The sequence below is a fragment of the Janthinobacterium sp. LM6 genome (genome assembly GCF_002002885.1).
Lineage (GTDB): Bacteria > Pseudomonadota > Gammaproteobacteria > Burkholderiales > Burkholderiaceae_D > Janthinobacterium > Janthinobacterium kumbetense.
In genome coordinates this window covers 2,174,358-2,186,522 of sequence record NZ_CP019510.1, presented here as the reverse complement: position 1 = coordinate 2,186,522, position 12,165 = coordinate 2,174,358, and the positions used below count along the sequence as shown (strand labels likewise).

The 12,165-nt window shown below is 67.2% G+C and carries 12 protein-coding genes; 1 reads left to right on the top strand and 11 read right to left on the bottom strand.

Going from position 1 to position 12,165, the window contains the following annotated elements; translation table 11 throughout:
- Nucleotides 1-120: 120 nt before the first annotated feature.
- The 6 genes from BZG29_RS09760 to BZG29_RS09735 form a co-directional block, all read right to left on the bottom strand.
- Nucleotides 121-1,077, bottom strand: a complete 957-nt coding sequence (locus tag BZG29_RS09760) for an alpha/beta fold hydrolase (protein ID WP_077401718.1) — start codon at nt 1,075-1,077, stop codon at nt 121-123.
- Nucleotides 1,074-2,714, bottom strand: coding sequence for a GMC family oxidoreductase (locus BZG29_RS09755; protein ID WP_077401715.1), 1,641 nt, complete (start codon nt 2,712-2,714; stop codon nt 1,074-1,076). Before BZG29_RS09755 ends, BZG29_RS09760 begins: the two co-directional genes overlap by 4 nt.
- Before the next feature lie 7 nt (nt 2,715-2,721).
- Nucleotides 2,722-3,249, bottom strand: a complete 528-nt coding sequence (locus BZG29_RS09750) for a hypothetical protein (protein ID WP_077401712.1) — start codon at nt 3,247-3,249, stop codon at nt 2,722-2,724.
- A 72-nt stretch (nt 3,250-3,321) separates the two neighbouring features.
- Nucleotides 3,322-4,527, bottom strand: a complete 1,206-nt coding sequence (locus tag BZG29_RS09745) for an MFS transporter (protein WP_253192844.1) — start codon at nt 4,525-4,527, stop codon at nt 3,322-3,324.
- A 90-nt stretch (nt 4,528-4,617) separates the two neighbouring features.
- Nucleotides 4,618-5,520 (bottom strand): LysR substrate-binding domain-containing protein, encoded by a 903-nt coding sequence (locus BZG29_RS09740; RefSeq protein ID WP_077401710.1) that lies wholly within the window; start codon nt 5,518-5,520, stop codon nt 4,618-4,620.
- Nucleotides 5,517-6,281: an RNA methyltransferase gene (locus BZG29_RS09735; protein ID WP_077401707.1), complete on the bottom strand. Its 765-nt coding sequence runs from the start codon at nt 6,279-6,281 to the stop codon at nt 5,517-5,519. The genes BZG29_RS09740 and BZG29_RS09735 overlap by 4 nt, the downstream gene beginning before the upstream one ends.
- 195 nt (nt 6,282-6,476) lie before the next feature.
- Here BZG29_RS09735 and BZG29_RS09730 point away from each other — a divergent pair, with 195 nt between their 5' ends.
- The gene (locus tag BZG29_RS09730) at nt 6,477-7,259 is read left to right on the top strand and encodes an inositol monophosphatase family protein (RefSeq protein WP_035826389.1); all 783 of its coding nucleotides are present in this window, start codon (nt 6,477-6,479) and stop codon (nt 7,257-7,259) included.
- 75 nt (nt 7,260-7,334) lie between these two features.
- On the opposite strand, the gene BZG29_RS09725 is transcribed toward BZG29_RS09730, so the two are convergent.
- The 5 genes from BZG29_RS09725 to BZG29_RS09705 form a co-directional block, all read right to left on the bottom strand.
- Complete coding sequence (locus BZG29_RS09725) at nt 7,335-8,276, bottom strand: type II secretion system F family protein (RefSeq protein ID WP_253192843.1); 942 nt, start codon at nt 8,274-8,276, stop codon at nt 7,335-7,337.
- A gap of 18 nt (nt 8,277-8,294) precedes the next feature.
- Entirely contained in the window at nt 8,295-9,263 is a 969-nt protein-coding gene (locus BZG29_RS09720) for a type II secretion system F family protein (RefSeq protein ID WP_077401704.1), read from the bottom strand.
- 6 nt (nt 9,264-9,269) lie between these two features.
- Nucleotides 9,270-10,559 (bottom strand): CpaF family protein, encoded by a 1,290-nt coding sequence (locus BZG29_RS09715; protein ID WP_150131099.1) that lies wholly within the window; start codon nt 10,557-10,559, stop codon nt 9,270-9,272.
- 120 nt (nt 10,560-10,679) lie between these two features.
- On the bottom strand, nt 10,680-11,840 hold the full coding sequence (locus BZG29_RS09710; RefSeq protein WP_077401700.1) for an AAA family ATPase: 1,161 nt from the start codon (nt 11,838-11,840) through the stop codon (nt 10,680-10,682).
- Nucleotides 11,841-11,877: 37 nt separating this feature from the next.
- Nucleotides 11,878-12,162, bottom strand: coding sequence for a hypothetical protein (locus BZG29_RS09705; protein WP_077401698.1), 285 nt, complete (start codon nt 12,160-12,162; stop codon nt 11,878-11,880).
- Nucleotides 12,163-12,165: the final 3 nt, after the last annotated feature.

Below are 12,165 nucleotides of genomic sequence, written 5' to 3'. Positions count from 1 at the left end.
CGTTAGCTTAATACAGTACGCCAGTGGAAAACAGCATTTTCTGCCCATGGCGCTGTTAAACACGGGCAACAGCAGAGTCAAAAGAGACAGTCTTGCCATGCAGATAAAACACAACAGGATTCAGGCAAAACGGGGGGAAGATGGGGGCTGGGCGACTTCGGTCTTGATAGTGATTTCTTCCAACAGCTGGCGCAGCACGCGCGCATCGCTGGCCAGCGCCACGTGGCCGATGCCGCCGAAGGCGAGATTGCGCGCGCCGGGCAAGTGCGCAGAAGATTGCGGCGCGACAATATTATCGTGGTGCGAATACATCGACGTGATCAGGGCGCGCAGTTCCGGCGTCTCGCTGGCGGCCAGCTGCGCCAGCCAGCCGCTCGGCGCGCCATGGATACGGCTCATCTGGCGCGCATTGGCGCCCGCCGCCAGGTTGGCCAGCGCCGTGCCGTGGTGCGGCGTGCCGATGGTGACGATGCGCGCCACGCGGGCCGCGCCGTAATGGCGCAGCCAGGCGCGCGCCACCAGGCCGCCCATGCTGTGGGCGACGATGATGGCGCGGTCACTGCCCGTGCGGGCGCACAGCGCCGCGATGGCTTGCTCGACCTGCGGCACGAAGTCCTCGATGTCGGCGCCTATCGGTTCCAGGTCGACGCCGTCGTGCGCGATGCCGGCCCGCGCCAGCTGCCGGCTCAGCTGCGCCCAGTAGCCGCGGTTGCACACATAGCCGTGGATCAGCAGCACCGGCAGGCCCTGGCCAGCGACGGTGCCGGCCGCATGCAGGCGCGGACGCAACATGCCCCACGACGATGTCCACAGGGTGGCGCGCAACTCGCCCAGGAACAGCCGCGCGGCGCCCCGCACGCCCAACTGATGCTCCGGCGGCACGGGGCTGCCAAGATGCCGGCTTTCCCGGAAATTGCGCGCCACGACCAGCGCGCGCACGGCCAGCAGCAGGGCAGCTCCCAGCAGCAGGGCCGCGACGGGCGAGGCGACGCCCCACGCCTGCATGGCCAGGTACGCCACGCCCAGCACGGCCAGTACCTGCAGCAGCATCAGCCACTTGAGGATGCGCGCGATCATGCCGTGACCGCAGCGGGCAACGGCACGGGCGCCGGCTTGCCCGTCAGCTCCCGCGCCAGGCCGCTGGCCAGGCGCGCGGCCAGCGCATACAAGGTCAGCTGCGGATTGGCGCCGATCGAGGTGGGAAACAGCGAGCCGTCGTGCACGGACAAATTGCGCACGCCGTGGTAGCGGCCGTCGGCGCCCGTCACGCCCAGGCGCGCATCGTCCGACATGGCGCAGCCGCCCATCACGTGGGCCGACACCACGCGCGCCAGCAGCGCCTTCATCGGCAAGACGCCGATGGCCTGTTTCGCCTGCGTCCAGCTGGTGTAGTGGCTGGCCAGCTCGTGCACGGGATACACGCTCCGCGCGCCGGCCGCGAACTGGATTTCCGCCATCGACAGCAGCGCGCGCCGCACGCCATCCCAGATGAAGGGCGTGAGCGGATAGTCGAGCACGGGCGCGCCGAAGCTGTCGATGGAGACGCTGCCGCCCGCCGCTTCATGGTGAAAGCCGTCGCGCAGCAGCGCCAGCAAGGCGTGCGCATGGGGGAAGTCGCGCATGGTGCGCGCATGCTCGTCGCCGAAGCCGCCCATGGTGGTAGCCATCAGCAGCGGATGCAGGGGCGGCGCTTCGAGCTTGTAGCCGATGGGGCCGTCGATGGGCGCCGTGTGCAGGAAATGGTCGGAATAAATCGTCTGCGGCGCGCCCGCATAGGCGTCGACGCGCTGCTTGAACAAGCCCGCCGAAATCACCGTCGGATGCAGGAAGGTGCGCCGGCCCAGCAAGCCGTGCGGATCGGGCGCCTGCGAACGCAGCAGCAGCGCGGGCGAATTGATGGCGCCGCCGGCCAGCACAAAGTGTTTCGCGCGCAAGGTAAGGCGCACGCCCGTCGGCGCCTGGCCGGCAGCGTCCAGCGCGGTGACTTGCAGGCTGTCGATGCGCTCGCCCTTGAAGCTGAAGCGCTCGGCGCGCGCATGCACGAGCAGGCCCGCGCCCAGCGCCAGCGCAGACGGAATCGTCGTCACCAGCATCGATTGCTTGGCGTTGGTCGGGCAGCCCATGCCGCAGTAGCCGAGGTTCCAGCAGCCGTTCACGTTGCGCCGGATGGCGGCCGTAGGGATGCCCAGCACCGCGGCGCCGCGGCGCAACAAGTCGTTGTTCTCGTTGGGCGGCGCGGCCCAGTCGCTCACGTGCAGGCGTTTTTCCATCATGGCGAACCACGGCGCCATGGCGTCCACGGAATAGCCGGACAAGCCAAAATGCTTGCGCCAGTAATCGAGGGTGCCGGGCGGCGTGCGGAAGCTCGACGTCCAGTTGACGGTGGTCGAACCGCCCACGGTGCGCCCCTGCAGGATATTGATCGCCTTGTCGCGCGTCTTGCGCGCGGCCGATTCCTGGTACAGCGCGGGATAGGCCTGCGCTTCGCGCATCTTGAAGTCTTGCGAGGACTTCAAGCCGCCCTCCTCGACGATCAAGACCTTCAGGCCGGCCAGCGCAAGGATTTCCGCCGTCACGCCGCCGCCGGCGCCGCTGCCGATGACGACGACATCGGCCTCGAAACTGCGGTCGGCATTCAGGGTGCTGGCGTCGGTGACGCTCCAGCCGCCGGCCACGCCGATGGCGATGGGGTCAGGAATGGGGGATGTGCTCATGGATGCCTTATGCGCTCAGTTCGGGCAGCGGTCCCGGATAGCCGATGGCGGCCCAGTGGGCGGCATCGGCATACCAGGCGCCGAGGATCAGGTCGTGCAGGGCCAGGTAGGCCGTCTGCAAGGTGGCCAGGCGATGCGTGCGCCACGACTGCAGAAAGGCGGCCACCTGGGCGGGGTCGGCTTCGCGCCAGCCATCTTTTACGCCGGCGACGAAGCGCCGCGCGGGTGCCAGCGCCAGCAAACCGAACAAATCCTGCACTTCCTGCTGCGCCGCCAGGGGCAAGCCGCGGATGGCCGTGTCCACGCCGGCGATGGCGCCATCGAGCGCCGCGGCCCGCGCAGCCGCTTCCCGCGGCAGCGCGCTGCCCAGCATGGCCGGCACGATGGCGGCCAGCGCCGCGCGCGCCGCGCCATCGAGCACGAAGCGGCCAGGGGGCGACGGTCCGCGCACCAGCCGGTACGCGGCGCCGCCGGCTACCAGCGCGCAGGCCCCAAACACGCCCAGTTTCAGAAACGATCTGCGTTGCATTGCCATGTCTCCCCTTGTTTTGTACAGCCTTTTGCAGGCCAGTGTACGCCAAAGGCAGCGGGCGTTTGAACGCAAAAACTAGAGCGGAGAGTCTAGTTTGCGCGACTGTAGGCACAGCAGCAGCATGGCCAGCAGCGCCGCCAGCGCGCCGCCGATGGCGATGCTGGGCAAGCCGAAGGCGACGATCAGCGCACCGCCCAGTGCGCCGCCAAGCGCCGTCCCCGCATTGAAGGCGGCGATATTCAGGCCCGCCGCCACGGCGTCGCTGCCCGGGCAATGCCGTTGCGCCAGAAGCAAGAGGCGCATGGTCGACAGGGTCACGAGGGCAAAGAACAGCAAGCCCAACGTGCCGCACAGGGCCAGCATGGCCAGAGGATGGGCGCGCAGCAGATAAAAGGCCAGCAGATTGAGCACCAGCGCGGCCAGGGCCAGCATGGTGGCGCGCAGCGCCTGGGGGCGGTCCGCGCACCAGCCGCCCAGCAGATTGCCGCCGATGGCGCACGCGCCAAAGCACAGCATGGCGGCGCCCAGCCAGTCCGCATCGAGCCCGCCCAGCTGCAGCAGGAAGGGAGAAATATAGGTAAAAAAACTGAAGGTAGCCACGCTGACCAGCGCCGCCACACCCGCCGCCAGCAGCAGGGGCGGTTGCAGGATGGCGCGCAGGCTGGCCAGGGCCGATACGGCGGCGGCCTGCTGGCGCGCGGCCGGCATGGCCAGGCGCAAGCCCGCGCCGCCGCACAGGGCCAGCACGCCGATGGCCGCAAACACCCAGCGCCACGACGCGACGGCGCCCAGCCACGTCCCCAGCGGCACGCCGCCCGCCAGCGCCAGGGTCAGGCCGAGCCAGACGATGGACAGCGCCCGGCCCGCGCGCGACGGGTCGACCAGGCTGGTGGCCGCATGCGAGGCGATGGCCATGAACACGCCATGCGCCAGGCCGACGGCAAAGCGCACACCGAGCAGCGCGCCCAGCGCCGGCGCGGCCGCCATGGCCACGCTGCCGGCCGCCAGCACGAACATGGTGGCCACCAGCACCTGGCGCACGGGCCGGCGCGCCAGCAGGGCCGTCAGCACGGGCGCGCCGATGGCCGCCCCCAGCGCATACGCGGCGATGGCGCCGCCGGCTGCCGCCACGCTGGCGTGCAGGTCGCGCGCCATGGGCGTCAACAGGCCGGCGGCGATGAATTCGCACAAGCCGAAGGCGAAGCTGCACAGGGAGAGCAGATAAATGGAGAGTGGCAGCGCGGCGGACGGCAGCACTGTGCGCGAGGATATGGTGGACATGGCAGTTCCTGACAATCAAAACGCCATGCTGGCCCCGCGATCACCATCTGTAAAATATCTTATTTATCTTGAAACGAGACGTTCAAAGTCTCAATGCGGGGAAAAGTGCCGCAATTGCGCCAGCAGCCGCTCGCGCACGGGAGACGTGCGCCGCGGGTCCCACGCCATGTACAGGTCGAGCTGGCGCAGCGGCGCGGGCGCACTGCTTGCCAGCGGCAGCATGACGACGCCGGCCGGCATGGACGCCGCCAGGCTGGCCGGCAGCAGGGCCGAACCAAAACCGGCCGCCACCAGTCCCAGCACCGTTTGCAAACGGCGCGCCTGCTGCGCCACCTGCGGCACGAAGCCCGCATGCAGGCACAGGCTGGCCAGCTGGTCGTGGAAACCCTGGCCCAGTTCGCGCGGCGAGGCGACGAAATCGTCACCGGCCATATCCGCCAGGTCCACCCGCGCCTGCCCCGCGCAGCGGTGGTTCAACGGCAGCGCAACAAGGATGTCTTCGCCGGACAGGCGCTCGAAGCGCAGGCCCGGCGTGCTGCGGCCCGGCGCGCGCAGCAGGGCGATATCGACCTCGCCCCGCTCCAGCCACTCGACCTGCTGCTGCGTCGACGCTTCGCGCAAGGTGAATTGCACGGCGGGCGAGGCGGCACGAAACGCACGCAAGGCCGTCAATACGTGGGCATACGGGGTGATGTGGATGAAACTGAGGCGCAAATGGCCCTCGATGCCCTGCGCCACGCGGCGCGTGGCCGCCACGCCCTCTTCCAGGCTGGCCAGCACCTGGCGCGCCGTGGCCAGGAAAGCCGTGCCGGCCGGCGTCAGGCTGACCTTGCGGTTGGTGCGCTCGAAGACGGGGTAGCCGAGCGCTTCTTCCAGCCGCAGGATCGCCTGCGACAACGGCGGCTGCGCCATGTGCAGCCGTTCGGCCGCGCGGCGGAAATTGAGTTCCTCGGCGACGGCGATGAACTGGCGCAGCAGCCGGGTTTCTATCATGGGACTTTTTTGGCGACCGCCAGGATATGTCGCGCGATGCCGCGCAGGATATTGACTTCTTCCGTTTCCAGCCCCGTGCGCGAAAACAGGCGTTTCAACCTTGGCATAAGTTTTTTCGGGTTGTCGGCGTCGAGGAAATCGATGGCCACCAGCGCCTGTTCCAGGTGCGCATACATGCCGTCGACCTGCGCCAGGCTGGCCGCGTCGCCGTGAAAGCCGACGGGACTGGCGATTTGCCCGTCGCCGAGGGCCGCCACGCGGCATTCGTAGGCGACGACTTGCGCCGCCTGCGACAGGTTCAGCGAGGAATACTCGGGATTGGCGGGGATGTTGATCAGCACATTGCACTGCTCGACGATTTCGTTGGGCAAGCCGAAGCGCTCGTTGCCGAAGATGACGGCCGCGTGCAAGTCTTCGCCGGCGGCCAGTTGGGCCGCGATGGCGCGCGGCGCCGTGACGGGCGGCGAAAATTCGCGCAGCCGGGCCGAGACGGCGGCCGCGTAATTGCAGCCTTCGAGCGCCTCGGCGATGGAGCCGACGATGCGCGCGCCGGACAAGATATCCTGCGCGCCGCTGGCGAAGGCCACCGCTTCCGCATCCGTCAAGGCATCGGGAAAGCGGGGATTGACCAGCACCAGATCGGAAAAACCCATCGTTTTCATGGCCCGCGCGACGGCGCCAATGTTGCCAGAGCGACTAGTTTCGACAAGAATAAATCGCAGGCGTTTGAAAAGAGACGTGTTGATTTCGGGCAGATTCATTTAAAATAGCGCTATTGCGCGGTATCGATACAGGAAATTTCGGGAAACGGAGTCACAAAACGCTGACGCCAGGCCGGGATTTTAACCACTTCGGCACCGCTCCGCTCTTTAATTCATTCTTGCACTCTATCGTACCGGCGCCGAAAGGCGACGCTGGGCGGTCGCGTGCTTTTAACGGAAGCTCACATGCACCCAATGCTCAACACGGCGATCAAAGCCGCCCGCCGCGGCGCCGCCGTCATCAATCGCGCCTCTTTTGACCTCGACCGCGTCGTCGTCACTGAAAAACAACATAACGATTTCGTCACCGACGTCGACCAGGCGGCCGAACAAGCCATCATCGAGGTGCTGTCCAAAGCCTACCCGGACCACGCGTTCCTGGCTGAGGAATCGGGAGCTTCCGCCAACTCGCACGACGAGAATGAATATCAGTGGATCATCGACCCGATCGACGGCACCACCAACTTTATCCACGGCTTCCCGCAATACTGCATCTCGATCGCCCTCGCGCATCGCGGCGTCGTCACGCAAGCCGTCATCTACGATCCGGTCCGCAACGACCTGTTCACGGCCACCAAGGGCGCCGGCGCCTACCTGAACGAAAAACGCATCCGCGTCACCAAGCTGGACCGCATCTCGAACGCCCTGCTGGGCACCGGCTACGTGGCCGGCAGCGCCCGCGCGCTGGACGAATACCTGAAGATGTACGCGATCATGGGCGAACGCAGCCAGGGCGTGCGCCGCGCCGGCTCGGCCGCGCTGGACCTGGCCTACGTCGCTTGCGGCCGCCTGGACGGCTTCTACGAAAAAGGCTTGAAGCCTTGGGATATCGCCGCCGGCGCCCTGATGATCACGGAATCGGGCGGCATCGTCGGTGAATTTTCCGGCGAATCGGACTACCTGTACAAGGGCGACGTCATCGCCGCCAGCCCGAAGATCTTTGGCCAGATGATCACCCTGCTGACGCCATTCGCCTGATTGCCAGGCAAGGGTTGAACTAAAAAAAGCTGCCGGAGGCGACTCCGGCAGCTTTTTTTTCGGCCCGGCCAGTCTTCAGCTGCCGCGCATGGCCGGCAGCAGCACGCGGTAGATCTGCAGGAACGCCGGCCCCATCAGCACGACCATCAGCGAGGGGAAGATGAAAAAGATCAGCGGAAACAGCAGCTTGAGGGCGATCCTGGCCGCCGTTTCCTCGGCCCGCTGGCGCCGCTTGGTGCGCAGCTGGTCGGACTGCACGCGCAGCGACGCGCCGATGCTTGTGCCGAAGCGCTCGGCCTGGATCAGCAGGGTCACCAGCGCATCCACGTCTTCCACTCCCGTGCGCAGGGCCAGGTTGCGCAAGGCCTTGTCCTTGGCGCTGCCGGCGCGCAACTCCAGCGTCACCAGTTGCAGCTCTTCGGCCAGGACCGCGCTTTTCAGGCCGATTTCCTGCGCCACGCGCGCCAGCGCCGCATCCATCGCCAGCCCCGCTTCGACACATACCGTCATCAGGTCCAGCGCATCGGGAAAGGTTTCGAACACTTCGCGCTGACGCTGTTTCAGGCAATGCGACAGCCAGGCATTGGGCAGGTAGTAACCGAGGGCGGCCGCCGCGACCAGCCACAACAGCATATTGTGCCCGCCCTGGCGCAGCAAAAAATACGCCAGCAGCGGCAAGCCCACGAACAAGCCTGTCTTGGCCGCGTAAAACAGCGCGGGCGCGGCCTGGCTGCGCCAGCCCGCATGAACGAAACGGCTGCGGATGGGCGAACTTTCCCAGCCCTCGTCCGGCAGCGACAGCCTGGCCAGCGGGCGCGTCAGGCTGACGGCGTGCGCCAGCCAGCGCCGCCTGGCATGGCGCCCGCCATCGCCGGCGGCGCCCGCATCGCCCAGCGCCTGCAGCCGCTCCTGCACCGCACTGCTCGTGCACAGGCGCAACACCAGCAAGGCCAGCGCGAAAACAATCAGGAACAGCAGGCCCAGCAAAGCCAGCTGCGCCGTACTCATCGTGCTCATCGTGTCTTTTCTTTCATCTTACACCCGGATATTGATAATTTTTCTGATGCAGATCACGCCCAGCATCAGCAAGCCCAGCGATACTCCAACCATCTTGCGCCCGCCCCCATCCGTGTACAGCACGGCAATAAACTGCGGATTCATCAAATGCATCATCAGCGCCGCGCCGAACGGCAGCAAACCCAGGACCCACGCCGACATGCGCCCTTCGGCCGACAGCACGCGCACCTGGCCCAGCAATTTCAGGCGGTCGCGGATGATGGCGCTGATGCTGCTCAGCAATTCAGTCAGGTTGCCGCCCGTTTCGCGCTGGATCAGCACGGCGATGACGAAATAGCGCAAGTCCGTGCTGGGCACGCGCGCGGCCAGATTGCCCAGCGCATCGGCCATCGCGACGCCGAAACTGACTTCGTCGAACACGGCGCGGAACTCGTCGGCCAGCGGCCCCGTCATCTCCTCGCCCACCATTTTCAGGGCAGTCGGGAAGGCATGGCCGGCGCGCATGGCGCGGCCCATCAGGTCGAGCGCGTCCGGCAATTGCTGCTCGATGCGCACCAGCCGCCGGCTCCTGGCGCGGCGCGCCAGCAGATACGGCAGCGCGGCGCCGCCCGCGCCCAGGCCCAGGCGCACATACCATGGCAACGGCAGCGCGCCGGCCAGCAGCAGGCCGGCCGTCCCGCCCAGCAGGCAATAGCCCAGAAAAGTGGCCACGAACCAGCGCATGCCCGCCTGCAGCAGCAGCTGGTCGAGGCGCCGCGCGCCGGGCAAGCCCTCCAGCACGCCGTGCAGGAAGGGATGGACGCTCAGCGGGCGCTGCTTGGTGATCGACAGCGCCTGTTCGCCATCGCTGGCCGTGTACATGGATTGCAGGCGCCGCGCCACCCGCGCCGCGCCCGCTCCCCGCGCCGCCTGCCACGCCAGCCAGGCGCCAGCCACCAGCAGCAGCACGGCCAGGAAAAGGAACACATAAACAAGGTAGGAAAGCATGGCCGGTCAGCGCCCCGCCGCAGTGGGTTCGAACAGCGAGGCCGGCACGCCGATGCCAAAGCTGTTCAGGCGCTCGAGGAAGCGCGGGCGGATGCCGCTGGCCGAGAAATGCCCGACCACCGCGCCGCCCTCGGCCACGCCCGTCTGCCGGAAACTGAAGATTTCCTGCATCGTGATGACTTCCCCTTCCATGCCCGTGATTTCCTGGATCGACGTGACCTTGCGCTTGCCGTCGATCAGGCGCGACACTTGCACCACCACCGACACGGCCGAGCTGATCTGTTGCCGGATGGCCTTGCTGGGCAGGTTGGCGGCCGCCATGCTGATCATGTTTTCCAGCCGCGTGATGGCGTCGCGCGGCGTATTGGCGTGGATGGTGGCCATCGAGCCTTCGTGGCCCGTGTTCATCGCGCCCAGCATGTCGAGCGCCTCGGCGCCGCGCACCTCGCCCAGGATGATGCGGTCCGGGCGCATGCGCAGCGCGTTGCGCACCAGCGCGCGCTGGCTCACCTCCCCCTTGCCCTCGATGTTCGCGGGCCGCGTTTCCAGGCGTACCACGTGCGGCTGCTGCAATTGCAGCTCGGCCGCGTCTTCCACCGTGACGATGCGCTCCGTCTGGCCGATAAAGCCGGAAATCACATTGAGCATGGTGGTCTTGCCGCTGCCCGTGCCGCCGGAAATGAGGATATTCATCTTCGCCTTGCCGAGGCCCTGCAGCACTTCGGCCATCTCGGCCGTCATGCTGTGGTAGGCGACCAGGTCGGCCAGGCGCAGCGGATCGACGGAAAACCGCCGGATCGACATCACGGGGCCGTCGATGGCCAGCGGCGGGATGATGGCGTTGACGCGCGAACCGTCGGGCAGGCGCGCATCGACCATGGGGCTCGATTCATCGATGCGCCGGCCCACGCGCGAGACGATCTTGTCGATGATCTTCATCAAATGGGCGTCGTCGTCGAAGCAGACGTCGGTCAGCTCCAGGCGGCCGCCGCGCTCCACATACACCTGCTTGTGGCCGTTGACCAGGATGTCCGACACGCTGGCATCCGACAGCAAGGTTTCCAGCGGGCCGAAGCCCAGCATCTCGTGCTGGATGTCGCGCGTCAGGCTACGCCGCTCGGCGTCGTTGATGACCACCGCCTCTTCGTCCAGCAGGCGCTCGACCAGGCCGCGCAATTCTTCGCGGATGCGCTCCTGCGACAGGCGCTGCATGCTTTCCAGGTCGACCCGTTCGAGCAGCAGCCCATGGATGCGCAGCTTGAGGTCGCGGTAGCCGTGGTTGTCGATGACGGCCATGCGCTGCGGCGCGAGCGCGGCGATCTTGGCGCTGCCGAGCCGTTCGCGGATGGACAAGGCGGCGATGGGGGAACCAGCCATGAAGTGCTCCTGTTCTGGGATGGGGATCAAGCGCGTGGATCAGGCGCGCCGCAGAACGCGGCCGAGCCAGCCCTGGCGCGCCGTGCTGGCCGCGCCGCCGGCCAGGCTGGCGGCGAACTCCTGCAGCGAGCGGGTGATCGGGCTGGCCTTGTCGAGCTGCAGGATAGGCACGCCCTGGTTGACCGAGGCGGCCGCCGAGGCGTAGTGATTCGGCACCGTGCGGTAGACCGCCGTGCCGTACGCCGCTTCCAGGTCGCGCAGGCGGATCTCGCCGCCCTTGTCGTGGCGGTTGACGATGATATGCACCTTGTCCTTCGCGTATTCGAGCGAGCGGAACATGCCCAGCAGGCGCTTGCCGTCGCGGATATACGGCAAGGTCGCCTGCAGGACGGGAAAGATCATGTCGGCGTGGTCCAGCGCGCGCACGCTGACGGCGTCGAGGTTGCGGCCCACGTCGAGCACGATGAAATCGTACTGGCGCCTGGCTTGCCGGATGACGGCGTCGATGTGCTCGGGCGCCACTTCGCTGGCGTGCGCCGGATCCTCGGGCGCAGCCAGCACGCTGTAGTTGGGCAGGATGTGCAGCATGCTCGATGCCAGGAACGAGGCGTCGAGCCGGTGGATGTCGCGCGTGACGTCCGACAGTGTGGCCAGCGGCTTGTTTTCGGACACGAACAGCGAGGCGTCGCCAAAATGCAGGTTCATGTCGATCAGGGCAACGCGCTGCTGGCCGCCGGCGGCCAGCGCATAACCGAGGTTGCTGGCGATGAAGGTGGCGCCGCTGCCGCCCTTGCACGAGATGAAGGCCAGCACCTTGCCGTTGCCATGCTCGCGCCGCTCCAGCTTTTCCTCGATGCGTTCGAGCGCCGCATACAGGCTGGCCGGCGCGGCGGGAAACGGCAATACGTCGCGCACGCCTGCGCGCATGGCCTGCAGCAGGAATTCAGGCGCCTGCTGGTGGCACAGCACGATGAAGGCCATGCGCGGATGCTGGTTGCTGAGGCGCTCGATGGCAGCCAGGTCGGCGCCGTCGTTCGACGGGCGGTCGAAGATCAGCACGTCGGGCAGCGATTGCGCCGCCTGCAGCGGTTCCAGCGTTTCGCCGCCCGCGTTGATCTCGTCGAGCCGGTTGCGGCTGCGCAGCAGCCGCCCCAGTTCGGACAGCGTTTTTTGATCCGTGGAATGGATGGCGATTTTCACGATATGCCTTGCTGGTTCTGTGGTGACGGTGCCAGCTTCACTGGCGCGCCCCGACGCCGATGGTGAAGGCGGCCCCTTGCGGCGCGGGCGCGGCAAAGCTTTTCTGGTACGCCGCGTAGGCGGCCTGGGCGGCCTTGCCGTCCATGCCGGCCACGGGATCGCGGTTCGCGCCCGCCTGCGGCGACAGCACTTGCCGCAGGCGCAGCTGCTCGACGCTGCGGCCGAACTGGCGGTCCAGGTTCGGCGTGGCGGCGCAGCCGCTGGCGGCCAGGGCGGCCAGCAGCACAGAAAGGGAAAGCAAAGGGGAAAGGGTATGCTGCATCAG

Bases quoted from the DNA above. Each gene is read 5' to 3' on its own strand.
- BZG29_RS09735 (WP_077401707.1), bottom strand. From the start codon at position 6,281: ATGAATCTGCCCGAAATCAACACGTCTCTTTTCAAACGCCTGCGATTT.
- BZG29_RS09705 (WP_077401698.1), bottom strand. From the start codon at position 12,162: ATGCAGCATACCCTTTCCCCTTTGCTTTCCCTTTCTGTGCTGCTGGCC.
- BZG29_RS09725 (WP_253192843.1), bottom strand. From the start codon at position 8,276: ATGAGCACGATGAGTACGGCGCAGCTGGCTTTGCTGGGCCTGCTGTTC.
- BZG29_RS09740 (WP_077401710.1), bottom strand. From the start codon at position 5,520: ATGATAGAAACCCGGCTGCTGCGCCAGTTCATCGCCGTCGCCGAGGAA.
- BZG29_RS09760 (WP_077401718.1), bottom strand. From the start codon at position 1,077: ATGATCGCGCGCATCCTCAAGTGGCTGATGCTGCTGCAGGTACTGGCC.
- BZG29_RS09745 (WP_253192844.1), bottom strand. From the start codon at position 4,527: ATGTCCACCATATCCTCGCGCACAGTGCTGCCGTCCGCCGCGCTGCCA.
- BZG29_RS09755 (WP_077401715.1), bottom strand. From the start codon at position 2,714: ATGAGCACATCCCCCATTCCTGACCCCATCGCCATCGGCGTGGCCGGC.
- BZG29_RS09750 (WP_077401712.1), bottom strand. From the start codon at position 3,249: ATGGCAATGCAACGCAGATCGTTTCTGAAACTGGGCGTGTTTGGGGCC.
- BZG29_RS09730 (WP_035826389.1), top strand. From the start codon at position 6,477: ATGCTCAACACGGCGATCAAAGCCGCCCGCCGCGGCGCCGCCGTCATC.
- BZG29_RS09720 (WP_077401704.1), bottom strand. From the start codon at position 9,263: ATGCTTTCCTACCTTGTTTATGTGTTCCTTTTCCTGGCCGTGCTGCTG.
- BZG29_RS09715 (WP_150131099.1), bottom strand. From the start codon at position 10,559: ATGGCCGTCATCGACAACCACGGCTACCGCGACCTCAAGCTGCGCATC.